The organism is Chitinophaga eiseniae, from assembly GCF_012641265.1.
GTDB lineage: Bacteria > Bacteroidota > Bacteroidia > Chitinophagales > Chitinophagaceae > Chitinophaga > Chitinophaga eiseniae_A.
Map to the genome: position 1 here is coordinate 449,755 of NZ_JABAHZ010000006.1, position 16,856 is coordinate 466,610.

The 16,856-nt window shown below is 46.1% G+C and carries 16 protein-coding genes; 5 read left to right on the forward strand and 11 right to left on the reverse strand.

What is annotated here, in order from left to right; genetic code table 11:
• The first annotated feature begins 85 nt into the window (after positions 1 to 85).
• From HGH91_RS23995 to HGH91_RS24005, 3 genes are all read left to right on the forward strand, one after another.
• On the forward strand, positions 86 to 436 hold the full coding sequence (locus tag HGH91_RS23995) for an MmcQ/YjbR family DNA-binding protein (RefSeq protein ID WP_168741372.1): 351 nt from the start codon (positions 86 to 88) through the stop codon (positions 434 to 436).
• A gap of 77 nt (positions 437 to 513) precedes the next feature.
• A complete protein-coding gene (locus tag HGH91_RS24000) occupies positions 514 to 2,406 on the forward strand; it encodes a CocE/NonD family hydrolase (protein ID WP_168741374.1) in 1,893 nt (630 codons plus the stop codon).
• A 235-nt stretch (positions 2,407 to 2,641) separates the two neighbouring features.
• The gene (locus HGH91_RS24005; RefSeq protein ID WP_168741376.1) at positions 2,642 to 3,361 is read left to right on the forward strand and encodes an FKBP-type peptidyl-prolyl cis-trans isomerase; all 720 of its coding nucleotides are present in this window, start codon (positions 2,642 to 2,644) and stop codon (positions 3,359 to 3,361) included.
• Between the two features lie 45 nt (positions 3,362 to 3,406).
• On the opposite strand, the gene HGH91_RS24010 is transcribed toward HGH91_RS24005, so the two are convergent.
• From HGH91_RS24010 to HGH91_RS24045, 8 genes are all read right to left on the reverse strand, one after another.
• Positions 3,407 to 4,414, reverse strand: a complete 1,008-nt coding sequence (locus HGH91_RS24010; protein ID WP_168741378.1) for a chorismate synthase — start codon at positions 4,412 to 4,414, stop codon at positions 3,407 to 3,409.
• Positions 4,415 to 4,484: 70 nt separating this feature from the next.
• Positions 4,485 to 5,747 carry a 3-phosphoshikimate 1-carboxyvinyltransferase gene (gene aroA, locus HGH91_RS24015; protein WP_168741380.1) on the reverse strand — a complete coding sequence of 421 codons (1,263 nt, stop codon included), beginning with the start codon at positions 5,745 to 5,747 and terminating at the stop codon, positions 4,485 to 4,487.
• 40 nt (positions 5,748 to 5,787) lie between these two features.
• Complete coding sequence (aroB, locus tag HGH91_RS24020; protein WP_168741382.1) at positions 5,788 to 6,813, reverse strand: 3-dehydroquinate synthase; 1,026 nt, start codon at positions 6,811 to 6,813, stop codon at positions 5,788 to 5,790.
• Positions 6,814 to 6,903: 90 nt separating this feature from the next.
• On the reverse strand, positions 6,904 to 8,007 hold the full coding sequence (locus HGH91_RS24025) for a chorismate mutase (protein ID WP_247651830.1): 1,104 nt from the start codon (positions 8,005 to 8,007) through the stop codon (positions 6,904 to 6,906).
• Between the two features lie 33 nt (positions 8,008 to 8,040).
• Entirely contained in the window at positions 8,041 to 8,883 is an 843-nt protein-coding gene (locus HGH91_RS24030; RefSeq protein WP_168741384.1) for a prephenate dehydrogenase, read from the reverse strand.
• Positions 8,880 to 10,043, reverse strand: coding sequence for a pyridoxal phosphate-dependent aminotransferase (locus HGH91_RS24035; protein WP_168741385.1), 1,164 nt, complete (start codon positions 10,041 to 10,043; stop codon positions 8,880 to 8,882). The genes HGH91_RS24030 and HGH91_RS24035 overlap by 4 nt, the downstream gene beginning before the upstream one ends.
• A gap of 8 nt (positions 10,044 to 10,051) precedes the next feature.
• A complete protein-coding gene (locus HGH91_RS24040) occupies positions 10,052 to 10,876 on the reverse strand; it encodes a prephenate dehydratase (RefSeq protein WP_168741387.1) in 825 nt (274 codons plus the stop codon).
• Positions 10,877 to 11,437: 561 nt separating this feature from the next.
• Positions 11,438 to 11,674 carry a hypothetical protein gene (locus tag HGH91_RS24045; protein ID WP_145672035.1) on the reverse strand — a complete coding sequence of 79 codons (237 nt, stop codon included), beginning with the start codon at positions 11,672 to 11,674 and terminating at the stop codon, positions 11,438 to 11,440.
• 130 nt (positions 11,675 to 11,804) lie between these two features.
• Here HGH91_RS24045 and HGH91_RS24050 point away from each other — a divergent pair, with 130 nt between their 5' ends.
• Positions 11,805 to 12,380, forward strand: a complete 576-nt coding sequence (locus tag HGH91_RS24050) for an RNA polymerase sigma factor (RefSeq protein ID WP_168741389.1) — start codon at positions 11,805 to 11,807, stop codon at positions 12,378 to 12,380.
• 13 nt (positions 12,381 to 12,393) lie between these two features.
• On the forward strand, positions 12,394 to 13,488 hold the full coding sequence (locus HGH91_RS24055; RefSeq protein WP_168741391.1) for a serine protease: 1,095 nt from the start codon (positions 12,394 to 12,396) through the stop codon (positions 13,486 to 13,488).
• Between the two features lie 108 nt (positions 13,489 to 13,596).
• On the opposite strand, the gene HGH91_RS24060 is transcribed toward HGH91_RS24055, so the two are convergent.
• From HGH91_RS24060 to xylA, 3 genes are all read right to left on the reverse strand, one after another.
• Entirely contained in the window at positions 13,597 to 14,319 is a 723-nt protein-coding gene (locus tag HGH91_RS24060; RefSeq protein WP_168741393.1) for a carboxypeptidase-like regulatory domain-containing protein, read from the reverse strand.
• Between the two features lie 171 nt (positions 14,320 to 14,490).
• Positions 14,491 to 15,444 (reverse strand): aldose 1-epimerase, encoded by a 954-nt coding sequence (locus tag HGH91_RS24065; RefSeq protein WP_168741395.1) that lies wholly within the window; start codon positions 15,442 to 15,444, stop codon positions 14,491 to 14,493.
• A gap of 50 nt (positions 15,445 to 15,494) precedes the next feature.
• A complete protein-coding gene (xylA, locus tag HGH91_RS24070; protein WP_168741397.1) occupies positions 15,495 to 16,823 on the reverse strand; it encodes a xylose isomerase in 1,329 nt (442 codons plus the stop codon).
• Positions 16,824 to 16,856 lie beyond the last annotated feature (33 nt).

Consider the following 16,856-nt stretch of genomic DNA (forward strand, 5'->3'; position numbering starts at 1 on the left):
ATGACGGACCTTCCCAGATCTCCCAAATTTTACAGATTTTTGTATGCAAACATCTGCATACAAAAATCTGTAAACTGCATCCATTATGAACCTGGCACAATTTCAGGAATATTGCCTGGCCCTTCCCGGCGTAACAGAAGAATTTCCCTTCGGAGAGGAAACCCTTGTGTATAAAGTAAAAGGAAAAGTATTTGCCCTCGCTAATATCGAGGACTTCGGATCTGTTAACCTGAAATGCGATCCCGAAGAAGCCATTGAATTACGGGAGCGATATGAAGGCGTGATTCCTGGTTATCACATGAATAAAAAACACTGGAACACAGTAGATGTACATTCCGGCATCCCCAACAAACTGCTGCTGGAGTGGATCAAAAACTCGTATAACCTGGTAGTGGCCAGCTTGCCGAAAAAAGACCGGGAGAAGCTGGGGCAATAACCATTCCCCACATAGACGGGGGCTGTCCCCGTTTTTTTTACTACATTAGCCACCATCTAAATCCAAAATTACTGTTTATGAGAAAATGGCTGCTGCTGGCCTGCGCCGTAATGTTCCTGTTACCGGTTGCGTGTAAAGCCGTTAACCAGGACTCCCTCTGGATGTACGAACATTACACCAAGAAAGAAGTGTACATCACTATGCGCGATGGAGTAAAATTATTCACCTCCATTTACGTACCTAAGGATCAATCTGAAAAGCACCCGATCTTAATGACGCGTACGCCCTACTCCTGCGCACCTTATGGGGAAAATGCCTTTCGTCCTTTATACAAAAATCACTATAAAGAATACCTGAAAGAAGGCTATATCATGGTGGTCCAGGATGTGAGAGGTACCTGGATGAGTGAAGGGAAATTTGTGAACATCCGCCCTTTTAATCCCGCTAAAAAAGGGAAGAAAGATATCGATGAAGCCAGCGATACCTATGACACCATCGACTGGCTGGTAAAGAATGTTACCGGCAACAATGGCAACGTGGGCGTTTTTGGAATTTCCTATCCAGGCTTTTATTCTACCATGGCGGCATTGAGTGGACATCCGGCACTGAAAGCGGTGAGCCCGCAGGCGCCTGTGACCGACTGGTTTATAGGCGATGACTTTCACCACAACGGCGCCTTCATGCTCACGGATGCCTTCTCTTTTTACACGGTTTTCGACCATCCGCATCCGAAGCCTACCACAGAAGGTCCCGCAGGCATCAGCTATTATACACACGACAACTATAAGTACTATCTCGAAACCGGCGCACTACCCAATTTCTCCAAAATTATTGGTGACAGCGTTCCTTTCTGGAATGAAATGTATGCCCACCCTACTTACGACAGCTGGTGGAAAGACCGCAACGTGCGTAACTTCCTCCAAAATGTAAAACCCGCTATGCTGGAGGTAGGGGGCCTGTTTGATGCAGAAGATTGCTTTGGCGCCTGGAATACTTACAAAACAATAGAAGAGAGAAATCCGAATACCAACAACCGTATCGTGATGGGTCCCTGGTATCACGGACAATGGGCATCCAACGATGGTACCCACCTGGGTAATGTTCGTTTTGGCAGCAATACATCTGAATACTACGCTAATAATATCGAGATTCCTTTCTTTAACTACTACCTGAAAGGTAAAGGACAAGCCCCCGCTATTGCAGAAGCTACTGTGTTCTTCACCGGCGAAAACAACTGGAAGCAGCTGCCTAAATGGCCTCCGGCAGCTATGCAGGAAGCGCCTGTTTATTTACAGGAAAATGGCAAGCTCTCTTTCAGCAAACCATTTGCCAGCAATAGCTTCAGCGAATACGTGAGTGATCCGGCTAAACCAGTACCTTATACCGAAGATGTGCATTTTAACCGGACTATCAACTACATGACCGATGATCAGCGCTTTGCTGCCCGCAGACCCGATGTAGCCGTTTTTGAAAGCGAAGTACTGGACCAGGATCTTACACTGGCAGGCCCGGTGGTGGCCGACCTGATTGCCAGCACCAGCACAACGGACGCCGACTTCGTGGTAAAAGTGATTGATGTATTCCCGGACGATTTTAAATATGAAGAAAATGAAGCCACCGAGCATCGCCGGGTACCTTCCGCTACTTACCCTATGGGCGGTTACCAGATGCTGGTACGGGGCGATATCATGAGAGGCAAATTCCGCAACAGCTATGAATCGCCAGAAGCATTTGTTCCCGATCAGCCTACCACTGTTAAGTTCACCATGCCGGATGTAGCCCATACTTTCCAGAAGGGACACCGCATTATGATACAGGTGCAAAGCAGCTGGTTCCCGCTGGCCGACCGCAACCCGCAACAGTTCATGGATATCTATAAAGCCACTGACAAAGACTTTAAAAAAGCTACGATCCGCATCTACCACGATGCACAGCATCCATCCAACGTGATGCTTCCTGTAGTAAAATAATAATAGATCTTTTAGCATGCTGCTGTTATCTACCGTAGCATGCTAAAAGACCTTCTCCCCCGTTTCCTCTCGCTCTTTCCAGGTATACCGGCCTCATACAGACATATCTTTTGCACCAGGAACACAAACCACTTAACCCTAAATGTTCTGGCCACCCCAGCGTATCGGGTAAAATATTAACTTGCACTTTCTTAAAAACCCTTATTTTACTTATTATTTCGATAATTATTCATTTATGTACAAAAAATACCTGTTTATAGGTGCGCTGGGATGCTTGTCTGTTCAAGGTTTCAGTCAAACCAAACCTACACCAAAGAAACCTGTGGCCAAACCTGCAGCCATTAAAGCGCCGGTATTGAAAACGCGCCTGGATACCGTGAGCTATGGTATAGGTGTCAGTATCGCCGAAAACCTGAAAGCACAGGGATTGGAGAATATCAATACCGCTATATTGGCACAAGCCATACAGGGGGCCCTGAAAAATCAAACATCATTACTGCCAAAAGATCAAATAGATATGAGCATTAGTAACTATCTGCAACAGCTGAAAGCTGAGAAAGCAAGCAAAAACCGCGAAGCAGGACTGAAATTCCTGGCGGAAAATAAAGTGAAACCGGGTGTGGTAACGCTTCCTGATGGCTTACAGTACCAGATCCTGAAAGAAGGTAATGGTCCTAAACCTACCATCAATGATAAAGTAAAAACACATTATCATGGTACTTTAATTGATGGTACTGTATTCGATAGTTCTGTAGAGAGAGGTCAACCTATTTCTTTCCCTGTGAGCGGCGTGATCAAGGGTTGGACAGAAGCACTGCAATTAATGCCGGTAGGTTCCAAATGGCGCCTGTTTATTCCTTCTGAGCTGGCGTACGGCGACCGTGGCGCTGGTCCTAAAATTGGCCCGGGAGCGGCATTGGTTTTTGATGTAGAATTGCTCGCGATCGAACAATAGTAATAATATCCGGCTTTCTGGGTACAGAAAGCCGGATATTTATATTTAAAAGCCTGTAGCTGGCCATACGCGGGGCCTGCGCTGTTCCAGCAGTATAAAATCTGCCAGCACCATGGCGGTCACCGCTTCCAGTACAACGGGTACGCGGAGCGCGATACAAAGATCATGGCGACCTTTTACGCTGAATGTTTCCACTTCTCCACTTTTTATATTCAGTGTCTGTTGTTCCTTGGGTGTGCTGGAGGTAGGTTTAACCGCAATCCTGAACACCAGTGGATTACCATTAGAAATTCCTCCTACTACACCACCGGCATGGTTGGTAGCTGTTTTACCGGTTTTATCAAGGATAGCATCGTTATGTTCCAGGCCTTTCATCTTTGCGGCAGCGAAGCCTGCGCCGAATTCAATGCCTTTAATTGCCGGGATTGCAAACACTGCATGCGCGAGGGCTGATTCCAACGAGTCAAAGAAAGGCTCTCCCAAACCGATAGGCAGTCCATCTACCACACATTCCACGATACCACCTACTGAATCTTTAGCGGCAATAGCAGCTTCCAATCCCTCTTCCGCATTGGCATATCCCCCTACTTCTGTAATGGTGGCATTTACCTGGATATTGCTGCCTAAAATTTTCTTGGCAATCACACCTGCCGCTACCAGGTTTAAGGTAAGGCGGCCACTGAAATGCCCACCGCCACGGTAATCTTCGAAGCCGCCGAATTTTTCGGTGGCTACAAAGTCGGCATGGCCGGGGCGGGGAAATTCACGCAGCTTTTCATAATCTGCGCTACGTGTATTGTTATTTTCAAAAAGTATCGTTACCGGGGCGCCAGTAGTATGATCGTTAAATACACCGGATTTGATAAAGGGAAGATCTTCCTCTTTACGGGGAGTGGTTCCCCTGGATCCTCCTTTACGGCGTTCCAGGTCGGCTAAAAAGTCCTCCTGCTTCAAAGGTATACCTGCTGGTATCCCATCTATATTTACGCCTACGCTGGCGCCATGCGATTCTCCAAAAACGTTGACCCTGAATAATCTGCCAAAACTGTTCACACGCTGATGATTTAAAGTGAAAAAACTGCATCCTGCTTTGAGCTGTCAAAACAGGGTGCCTGCTGCTAAATTACGCCAGGATAGCTACTTCACCGCCTAATAATGCAAGGTGATCATAAAATTCCGGGTAAGATTTATTGATCGCTTCTGCATTTTCAATGACTACCGGTCCATCTGCCGTAAGGGCAGCAACAGCGCAAGCCATGGCAATACGGTGATCATTGTGGGAATGTACCGTAGCGCCTTTAATACCAGTGCCACCATGTACGAGCATGATATCGCCCTGCAGGTCGATCTGGATGCCCATCTTGCCAAACTCTTCCTGCAATGTTATACCACGGTCACTTTCTTTATGTGCCAGGCGGCTTACTCCCTTTATTTTCGTAATGCCGTTACAGTTAGCTGCCAGCGCTACTAAAGGAGGGAACAGATCCGGGCAATCAGTGGCATCTATTTCAAAAGCCTTGAGGCCACCTTTTTCAATATTTACGGTAAATACGCCAGACATGATGTGAGCGCCTGCTTTTTCCAGTGCTTCCAGGATAGCTTTGTCAGACTGCGCAGAGGCTACGTTAAGGTGCTGCACTTCTGCCTTACCAGCTACCGCCGCTGCTACCAGCAGGAATGCGGCGCCGCTCCAGTCGCCTTCCACTGTATAGTCGCAAGGGTTATAGGCTTGCTTCTTTCCAAAATGGAATGTTTCAAAATTCTTTTCTTCCACCTTTACACCAAAATGTGCCATCAGTTGCAGGGTTAACGCAATGTATGGTTTACTTTTCAGGTCTTTTACAGTGATGGTGGCATTTTCTGCCGCTGCTCCATAGGCCATGAGCAAGCCGGTCAGGAACTGGGAGCTCAGGGAACCATCGATGGTAATATCTTTAGGTTGCAGTGGACCTTGTATATGCAGGGGTAATTTACCTTCCCGGGTACTGCATTTTACGTCCAGCTGCGGCAACACTTCTTCGAAGAAGTTCATCGGGCGGGTGGTTAAACTGCCATGTCCTTCAATGGTGATAGCCAGGGAAGAAAGCGCTGCGATGGGGGTAAACATACGGATACCTAACCCTGATTCGCCGCAATTGATTTCATCATAAAACGGTTGTACGCCGTTGCTGGTGATTTCAAAATAATCGTGCTCTCTTTTAATTTTAGCGCCCAGATTTTCGGCTACTTCCAGGGCTGCCAGGCAGTCATTGCTCAGGCCCGGGTTACGGATGATAGAGGTCCCTTTAGCCAGCAAAGCCGCAGCTACTGCGCGTTGCATAGCGCTCTTGGAGGGATTGGCCGTAACGGTGCCTTTAATGATAGCTGGTGATACAGTAACTTGCATATGTATATTTCGTCCGCCTTTAAATGAATTAGAAAATTTTTTACAACTCCTGCAGTAACTGTTTCAGTTCTGCAATGGGTATTGGCATCGTAGTCGCCTTTCCTATCTCTTCCAGTAATACAAAATGTATCACGTCTTTCTCCCGCTTTTTGTCCAGTTTGAAAATATCAAATACCGCTTCTTTATCTGACGTAAATGCAACAGGCAATTGGTAGTCGTTGATTAACCGGATCAGGCGTGTCGTCTGATCTGCGGGCAGGTTCATCAGTTTTTCAGAAAAACGGGTGGCTGCCACCATGCCAATAGCTACTGCTTTGCCATGTCCAATATGTTCCAGTTTTTCCACTGCATGTCCAAGGGTATGACCGAAGTTCAGCCAGCGACGGGGACCGTTTTCCAGCTCATCTTCCAGTACCACCTTTGTTTTTGCAGCCACTGATTTTTCCACCAGGTACTCCAGTACGGCTACATCACGTGCCAGTGCTTTATCTTTATTATTTTCGAGATAATCAAACAGGGCTGCATCCATGATACAGGCATATTTGATGATTTCAGCAAAACCGTTATGCCATTCTTCTGCAGGCATGGTTAGCGGCAACGTATAATCGAACAGGATAAAAGCCGGTTGACGGATAATACCCAGCAGATTTTTATGTTTACCGTGGCTCACCCCGTTTTTACCGCCAATAGACGCATCTACCTGGGCCAGTAAAGTAGTCGGTACAAAGCCAAAGGGAATGCCCCGCATATAAATGCTGGCTGCAAATCCGGCCACGTCTGTGATCATACCGCCACCGATGCCTACCAGCGTAGTTTTGCGGTCGGCTTCGTATGCAGTGAGTCCGTCGATGATCCTTTCTACTGTGGCTATGTTCTTCACTTCTTCGCCTGCCGGTACCACGATTTTTTTCCAGTTATGGAGATGATGACCGTGATGTCGTTCCACATTTTCATCTATGACCAGTACTGCCCTGTTCGGGTCTACGTGGTTGCCCAGTTGCAACAGGCTTCCGCCTAAGAAGTAGGTAGTTTCCTGTTGTTGAAACTGGTGGGTTTGTTTTTGCATGGAGCAATTTGCTTTTAGCATTCAGGAAAATGGCTGCGCCTCCGGCTACCGGTGGTAAAGGCCGGTAGCAAGAGGCTAACAGCTGTATAGCTATTTTTCTTCGTTCATCACCTTGTTCTGGCGGTTGATGGACTCCAGGTGCACAGCATCGAAATATTTCAGGATGAATTCCTTGGTCAGGCCCAACTTTTCACCTTTCGCGATATTGCGGTCCAGGATTTCATTCCAGCGGTTTGTTTGCAGGATGGTAATGTTATTTTCCTTTTTGTACATACCGATCTTTTCTGCAATCTTCATACGATTACCTAATAACAGCATGATTTCATCATCTACCTGGTTGATCTGCGCGCGCAGTTTTTCCAGGGCGGAGTTGAAATCTTTCTTATCAGAGTGTTCTCTTCTCCAGGTAATACCGTCCAGGAGTTCAGCCAGTTTTTCAGGGGTTACCTGTTGTTTGGCATCGCTCCATGCGTTATCAGGATCTACGTGTGTTTCCAGCATCAGACCATCGTAATCCAGGTCGATCGCTTCCTGGGACACTTCCTGCAGGATATCGCGGCGGCCGGAGATATGGGAAGGATCACAGATCATAGGCAGCTCAGGCATGCGGCGTTTCAGCTCAATAGCCAGGTGCCACATTGGTGCATTACGGTATTGTGTATTACCGTAGCTGGAGAATCCGCGGTGGATTAAACCTACTTTAGAGATACCCGCTTTCTGGATTCTTTCAACTGCACCAATCCACAGTTCGAGATCCGGATTGATAGGATTCTTAATCAATACAGTAGTATCCACACCTCTCAGGGCATCCGCTACTTCCTGTACAGAGAATGGGTTTACGGTAGTACGTGCGCCTACCCACAAAATATCCACGCCAAAGTGCAGCGCGTCTTCTACCTGTTTGGCAGTAGCTACTTCTACCGCTAAAGGTAAACCGGTCAGCTCACGGGCTTTCTGCAGCCATGCCAGCCCCTTGGTGCCGATACCTTCGAAAGAACCGGGACGGGTGCGTGGTTTCCAGATACCGGCGCGTAATACGTCTACTTTACCTGTTTTTTGCAGGGCCAACGCGGTGGCTAATACCTGCTCTTCGGTTTCTGCACTGCAGGGTCCGGAAATGATCAGCGGCTTTTTATCGGAAGACGGATCAGAGAATTTGGTTTTGGATAATATTTGTTCCATTGTCTGTACCATAGTATTGAAGTTAAGTAGATTATCAGAATTTAGTTATTTCAGGATCTTCCTGATTTTATTGGATTTTTGAATCAATTTATAAAACGCGTCGTAGTCTTCTTCTTCCAGCAACGATTTCATCTGTTGTAACTGGCTGATATGCTCATCCAGTACATCGAGTACATTGTTGCGGTTGTGCTTGAAAATAGGCACCCACATATCGGGAGAGCTTTTGGCCAGGCGCACGGTAGATTCGAAACCACCACTGGCCAGCTCGAAAATGCGGCCCGATTCTTTTTCTTTTTTCAACACCGTCAATGCCAGTGCGAAAGATGTGATGTGGGAAATGTGAGATACATATGCGGTGTGCAGGTCATGCTCTTCTCCATTCATATATACGGTGCGCATCTGCAGCTGATCTACCATATTTTCCACGAGTTCCAGGGCATCTTCATCGCTGTTTTTCACATCGCACAACACCATGGTTTTATGTACGAACAAGTTGCGCACAGCAGCATCAGGGCCGGAATACTCGGTGCCGGCCATCGGGTGAGCCGCCACGAAGCGACCTCTGTTTGGATGACCGGCAACGAGTTGCAGTATTTTTTCTTTAGTAGAACCTACGTCCATAACTACCTGGTTGGGACGTACTTTATCCATAATCCCTGGCAGTGCTTTCAGCACGGCATCTACCGGGATAGCCAGTATCACGAGGTCGGAACGAAGCATGGCTTCATCCAGGGTCGCTTTTTCATCGATGATATTCAGATCCAGCGCTTTTTGCAAATGCGCTGCATTCTGATCTACCCCGATGATCCGCTCTGCCACGCCTTTTTCTTTCAGCGTGATGGCGAGCGACCCACCTATTAAACCGGTTCCTATTATTGTTGCGATCATTTTACGTTTGTTTTGATGCGATCTATCGCTTCCTGGAAAACTTTTTCCTCCTGGCACAGGCTCACCCGGATATAGCCGTTGCCATTACTGCCGAATATACCGCCTGGTGTAATAAATACACGGGCCTTTTGCAATATTTCATCGGTAAGCGTATAGCCGTTATCGATAGTAGCCGGAATTTTTGCCCATACAAACATTCCTACCTGGTTTTTATCGAAGGTGCAATGCAGCAGCTCCAGCAATGCAAATACTTTTTCCCTGCGGGCGCGGTAAATGCTGTTCAGGTTATCGTACCAGTCTTTCCCCAACTGCAAAGCCTTCACTGCGGCCATCTGCATAGGCTGGAACATGCCGGAGTCCATATTACTTTTAAAGCGCAATACCTGTGCAATCCATTCAGCCTTTCCAACGAGCATGCCTATACGCCAGCCTGCCATGTTGGATGATTTACTGAGCGAGTTCAATTCCAGCACTACGTCTTTAGCTCCTTCAAACTGCAACAGGCTTTCTGGTTGCTCATTCAGGATAAAGCTATAGGGATTGTCGTGGCAGATCAGGATCTGGTGACGTTTGGCAAATGCGATCAGTTTAGCGGCAAACTCCCGGTTAAATTTAGCGCCGGTAGGCATATGCGGATAGTTTACCCACATCAGTTTTACACGGCTCAGGTCTGTTTGCTCCAGGGCATCCAGGTCCGGTAACCAGCTATTTTCTGCCACCAGGTCGTAATCCACTACGGTAGCACCACTCAGGCTTACAGCAGAACGGTAAGTAGGGTAGCCCGGGTTAGGGATCAATGCTTCATCACCTTCCTGCAGGTAGGTCATGCAAATGTGCATAATACCTTCCTTAGAACCTATCAGCGGCAATACTTCCGTATCCGGGTTCAGTGCTACCTGGTAGTATTGCTGGTACCAGTCGGCCATGGCCTTGCGGAGTGCCGGAATACCTTTGTACCCCTGGTAGTTATGCGTATTAGGCAAAGCAGCATTTTCGTTTAATGCAGCCACCACTGCAGGATGAGGAGGCAGATCCGGGCTACCGATACCGAGATTTATTACCCTGGTACCTGTTTGGTTCATTTCCTCAATTTCCCTGAGCTTTTTGGAGAAGTAGTATTCTTCTGTGCCTTGTAATCTTTTAGCAACCTGTATCTGCATAAAACTGATTAATGTGTTTTTCCTTTTTTGTAAATGCCCAATACTTTCAGGTGTTCTGTCAGCGGCGCAATTTTCTCCAATGCTTTTTCGAAATGTGCGGCATTGTCGAATTCCATATCTGCGTGGAAATAATAGTTCCATTCTTTGGCAGGGATAGGGAAAGACTGCAGTTTAGACAGGTTAATACCGGCAACGGCGATTTGTGTTAATACCTTGGCAAGGCTACCGCGATCGTGGCTGGTTTGAAAATATACCGAAGCTTTATTGGCATCTTCCGCTGTGGCAACCGGTGTACGTGATACCGCGAGGAAGCGGGTATAGTTATTTTTATTGGTATGGATATTAGGCGCGATGATGTCGAGTTCGAAGATTTCTGCGGCCAGTTTACCAGCAATAGCGGCGGTGCTTTTCAGCTTTTTCTGGCGTACATGTTTGGCGCTGAGGGCCGTATCTTCTGTTTCTACCAGCTTGATATGCGGGTATTTTTCCAGGAAATCCATACACTGTAATAAGGCCATGGGATGGGAATGTACTTCCCGGAGATCTTCCATCGTCTGACCGGGTAATACCATCAGGTGCTGGTTGATCTGCAGGTAAGTTTCACCGATGATGTGCAGACCGGAGTTTTTGATGAGACTGTAGTTAGGGAGGATACTGCCGGCGATAGAATTTTCGATGGCCATGATACCTGCATCTACATCGGGCTGTTGTTTTGTTTTCTTCACCAGCTCAGCAAAGGACGCACAGCATTCGATCTCTATCTGCTTACCGAAATATCCCTGGGCGGCAACCTGGTGAAAACATCCTTCAAATCCCTGTATGGCAATTTTCATCTGTATGTGATTGATTTTTGATTTATTTATAGTTGCTGTAGCAACTAGCTATTTAAAACAGAAAGGGCCCCATCCGTGGGACCCTTTGCGCTGTACTTTTTATGAGTAAGTATGTTATTGCAAACGAGTCCCCTGCTTCTTCGCATAAAAGAAGTAAGAGAAGTAATAAAAAAAGTTATTGTTTGAAGTTGATAACATATACTATACTGTCTGTGTGTTAATGCGATTAAAAAAGGCCTCCCGTTTACCGGAAGGCCTCTTGTAGTATCTTTTATTTTTATACAAACGACCTTCCTACTTCTGGTGCCAGAAATAATAAAAGCCATAAAAACCGAAAGTCGCTTGTAGTTTCATCTGAATTGTTATTCTCTATGAGTGTAGAACAAAAATACGGCACGATTTTAATTATCCAAGGGGTAATATCAAAAAATATACTTTTTTCAATAATAAAGACCATTTATTGAATAACTTTCAAAAAAACATATTTTCGTAGTCAAGCGGACACAAAAAAACCGTCCTGGCTAAGCCGGGACGGTCATTTATTAAAACCTAAAGGTTTAATTATTTGTGAGCAGCAACTGAATCTACTTTCTTAGCAGCAGAATCAACAACAGCAGTAGCAGCTTTAGCAGCAGAATCAACTACGTTAGTAGCAGCTTTAGCAGCAGAATCGATAGTGTTACCTGCAGCAGTTGCAGTTGAGTCAGTAGCGTTTTCAGTTTTAGCACCACCACCGCAAGCTACAGCGAAGATACCGAAAGACAGAGCTAAGAAACCGATTTTAATTACGTTCTTCATGATACAATTATTTAAGTTGTTTTTGAATGATTTAACCTTTATACCAGGGTCACCTAAAAGGTAACCCAACTTTTAAAAATATTTTTTTTCGGTACTTTGGGTTACCAAATGCCTAATAACTGTATTAAGAGTGAAGCAACATCAAGACATAACAAGAGACAGGGAATTATTGCTGGGACTGGCAAAAGGTGAGGATAAGTCATTGGAAATCATCTATTCTGAGAATTTTCCGGTGGTATTAAGAATGATCCTGCAACACAACGGCTCCGAAGATGATGCCAAGGATATTTTCCAGGAAGCCATTATAGTCTTATATGAAAAGGTGCAAAACAATGACTTTACGTTAAGCAGCCGGCTTAAAACCTTTCTTTATTCGGTTTGTCGCCATCTCTGGTTAAAAAAAGTACAACGTACCTACGGATTATACAGCTTATCGCCCGAACTGGAGGAAGTGATTCCTGCCACGGAAGAACTGGAAGCGCATCAGGCCAGGGATCAGGAATTCCGGATTATGGAAGGGGCCATGAGTAATATTGGTCAGCCCTGCCAGGCAATCCTGGAAGATTATTACCTGCATAAAAGATCAATGCAGGAAATAGCGGAGAAGTTTGGATATACCAACGCCGAAAATGCCAAAAATCAGAAGTACAAATGCCTCATGCGTTTGAAGAAGTTATTTTTTGATCAGTACAACACATCATTATAAGTAGAAAGCAGCCATGAAAGAGGAAATGAGTTTATTACGTGACATTGAGCGTTACCTGGAAGGGGAAATGAGCGAACAGGAAAAAACTGCTTTCGAAGAATTACGCCGTACTAATCCCCTGATTAACAAACAGGTAGAAGAACACCAATTATTTCTCCTGCATTTGGGTAACTATGGACAACGGCAACAGTTACAAGCTAAACTGAACCGGATCCACCAACAGCTGGATATGCCTGCCCTGCGCCAACAAGCCCAGGAAAGCAACCAGGCCGCCAAACGACTGTCTATACGCCGCAGAACCATTACCAACCTGGCCGCTGCCGCCTGTATTGCCCTCGTTACATCCCTGTCGACCATTGCCGTGATACAAAATGTAACCCGGAACAAGTCTACCGCACAATATGAAGATGTAAGACGGGTGTTGAATAACATTCAACGTTCCCAGAATGCACTCATCAATGATATCAACAGCAAGAGTAAAGCACCGTTAAACCCAGGCACCTACGGAGGCACCGGCTTTGCCGTATCCGGCAACGGCTATATTGTTACCAACTACCACGTAGTTGCCGGCGCCGACTCTGTATATGTACAAAATACCAAGGGTGAAGCGTTTAAAGCAGTCAGCATATTTGAAGATATTTCCAGTGATCTGGCCATACTGAAAATTGCAGATTCCACTTTTAAAAGCCAGCCACTCCCCTATGCTTTGAAACCACAAAGCGTAAAAATCGGGGAAGAGGTATTTACCATGGGCTTCCCAAGGGATGAAATTGTATATGGCAAAGGGTATATCAGTGCTAAAACAGGTTTTAACGGAGATACTACCGCCTACCAGGTGTCTATCCCGGTAAATCCGGGCAACAGCGGCGCTCCGCTGCTCGACAGTAAGGGAGACGTAGTGGGTATCGTTACCGGCAAGCAAACTACTTCAGACGGTATTGCCTTTGCTGTAAAATCGGCCCACCTGAAACACCTGCTCGATGAAATGCCTAAAGACAAACAACCCCGTAAGGAGTGGAATCATAAAAGCCACCTGGACGGCATGAACAGGGTTGACCAGATCAAAAAGCTGGAAGACTTTGTATACATGGTAAAGGTGTATAACTGAGCGAATTAATTAGTATTCGGCATAAAGCTATTGAGGCGAATGAACTTAGCGGATAACTCCCGCATTGTTCATTCGCCTCAGTGGCTTTTATACGTATTTTGAATTTTATCAGTGTCCCTGCTTCACCCAGGCTTTGTACTTATCTGTGATCCAGTAAAGCAGATCGTTGTTGGCGAGTGCCCTCATGGTACCATAATCCGGGTAATTATCTCTCATAAATAAATGTAAAGAATCGCCTGTCAGCCCGGTTACCTTGTTAACCAATAACGGTGTGAAACGGGAATCGATGAATTTTTGTTTCTCCATCTCTTCGTAATTCTTTTTAAACTGCCGTTTTTGCTTTTCCTTCTTGGAAAAACGGGTAATGGGACTTACTACAATACCTGCCCCTACCGGGGTACTGCCACCAGCCAGCGGCTGATCGGGTACATCCAGTATATAACCGTATTGCTGGCGTCTTTCCATAGAATCGCGCTGGTAAGGGGTGTATTGAGAGGTTACCTCTACGCCTTTCAGGAACTTTCCTGCAGGTTCCATGATAATATTGGTGGTTTGCGTACCGGAAGACTGGCCCACAATCAGGGTATCGGGTTTATAGCCCACAAAAGTGAATACCAGGCGATCATTGCGGGAAGCGGATATCTTATAGAAACCGCCCTGATCAGACAAGGAACGTTTTCCTGAACTGATATTGCTGATCGTAGCATAAGGCAACACCAGTTTATTACTGTCTGAAATCATCCCGGTAACAGTTACCTGTGCCTGTACCAGTGGAGCAAATGCCATGCTGAGTATACCGCCTAGCGCTATGGCGCGTAATAGAACCTTCATATAAGTATAATAATTTGACTGCTGAACCCTCTCCTCTCTTACAAACATATCTCTATAGACATTGTTCATATCCTTTATGAAAGTACAAATTAAACGAAATGCGGCCGTGTTAAAAAAGAAAAATCCTTCTGCCTGTTAACAGAAGGATTCGAATATTTTTGATGATACTTGTTATAGTGACACTTGTATACGCGTATCAAAGACTTTACTTTCGCCGGCAGCCAGCTGAACCAGTCCCAGGCCATTATTAAAGGCATCGGGTGCACCGCTGAGGTTTTCCACCGCAATACTGGTGCGGTGAGGCGGAATATAGATCTGTAAAATCGGGTAACTATTGCCCGGGTAAAAAGCGATGCGGATGTTTTTCTTTGGATCGCGGATAGTAGCCAGCGGCTGGGATTGGCCATTATCCAGCACAAAGGAATTATCCAGTTCCACTCCTTTCAGCAACTTACCCTGTGCGAATTCAGTATAAGGTAACAGCTTCCCGGTAGGCAGCAGTTTATCATTGAATTCCACGATTTCTTTGGAAGCGAAAGTCAGTTCCAGTTCATCTACATGCGTACCGGTGCTAAAGTAGGGATGCCACCCATCGACAACAGGAATGGTGTGCCCGTTTTTATTCACAATAGTAGTTGTTACCTGCAACTCATTGTTGGCACGCAAAGTATATTTAGCGATGCAATCATATGCAAATGGATATCCTGCATCATCTGTTTGTTTAAAATGATGGGTGAGGGTAACCGCTGCATGTTGATCGTCGGTAACCTGCGCAGTAATGGTAAAAGGCGCATCGTACAACAAGCCGTGGATCGCATTCCCGGGCGCCAGTGTTTTCTGGATGCTGTAAGATTGGCCTTCCCAGGTATATTCGGCATCTTTCATGCGGCAAGCGTAAGGGCTTAATTTCACGCTTTTAAAACTGGTACGCAGATTTGCCTCCAGGTCAGCAACATCTTTATAACTATCTATCAGGTTGAGTGTGCCCTGGGAGTGCTTCACCTTAAACGCGTGCAACAGTGCACCGCAGGAAGGAATTATCTCTACCTGCGTTCCGGTAATATGATCCTGGAGCGCTATGATATCAAATCCTGCCTCTTGAAAGGAATGGATGCCAAATTTCATTGTTCAATATTTTGAGTTCCGGACAAAATAGTAAAATTTTATGGAGAAGATTAGATGCTTGCATTGATCAGGTTTTCCAGCCACTCCTGTTTACCGCTGATTTGTTTAGGTTCTCCGTTTGCTACAGCAAAATTGCGAAGGTCTTCCAGGGTTAACTTACCGGCCTCGAATTCCTGGCCTTTACCGCTGTTGAAAGATGCATAGCGGTCGTGGCGGAATTGCTTATAAGGCGTGGCATTCAGTACTTTTTCCGCTACAATGGCTGCGCGGGCAAATGTATCGATACCACCTATATGTGCGTGGAAGATATCTTCCAGGTCGGTGGAGTTGCGACGGGTTTTGGCATCGAAGTTTACGCCACCACCTGCAAATCCGCCTGCTTCCAGGATCACCAGCATACTTTCAATGAGATCGTTGAGATTAGTGGGGAACTGGTCGGTATCCCAGCCGTTCTGTGCATCGCCGCGGTTGGCATCAATGCTGCCCAGCATACCTGCATTAGCGGCCACCTGTAATTCGTGCTGGAAGGTATGACCTGCCAGGGTAGCGTGGTTTACTTCCAGGTTCAGTTTAAAATCTTTATCGAGTCCGTATTGGCGGAGGAAACCTATCACTGTAGCGGCATCGTAGTCGTACTGGTGCTTGGTTGGTTCGCAGGGTTTAGGCTCAATGAAAAAGGTGCCTTTAAAGCCCTGTGCCCGTGCGTAGTCGCGGGCCATGCCCAGGAAGCGACCCAGGTGTTCTTGTTCCCGTTTCATGTCGGTATTCAGCAGGGTCATATATCCTTCGCGACCACCCCAGAATACATAGTTTTCACCACCCAGTGCAATAGTAGCATCCAGGGAATTTTTCACCTGGGTGCCGGCATAGGCCAGTACGGCGAAATCGGGGTTAGTGGCAGCACCGTTCATGTAGCGGGGATTGCTGAAAACATTGGCAGTACCCCATAACAGCTTTACGCCGCTGGCTTGTTGTTTTTGTTTGGCGTAGGCAACAATCTGCTGTATACGGCTTTCATATTCTGCTATGTTAGCGCCTTCATCCACCAGGTCTATATCATGGAAGCAATAATATGGCAGTCCCATTTTGGTGATGAATTCAAAAGCGGCGTCCATTTTATCTTTGGCGCTCTGGTTGGCATCGGTAGCGGTAAGCCAGGGGAAATGTTTGGTACCGGGGCCAAAAGGATCTCCACCAGTGCCGCAGAAGGTATGCCAGTAGGATACTGCAAAACGAAACAGTTCCTTCATGGATTTACCGGCAATAAGGCGGTTTTCATCGTACCACTTATAAGCCAGCGGATTGTCTGACTGTGGTCCTTCAAATTTTATTTTACCAATCCCTTTAAAGTACTCCGTGTTTCCTAATGTAATACTCATAACTAATGTGGTTTTTAAAATGCATGTACTTAT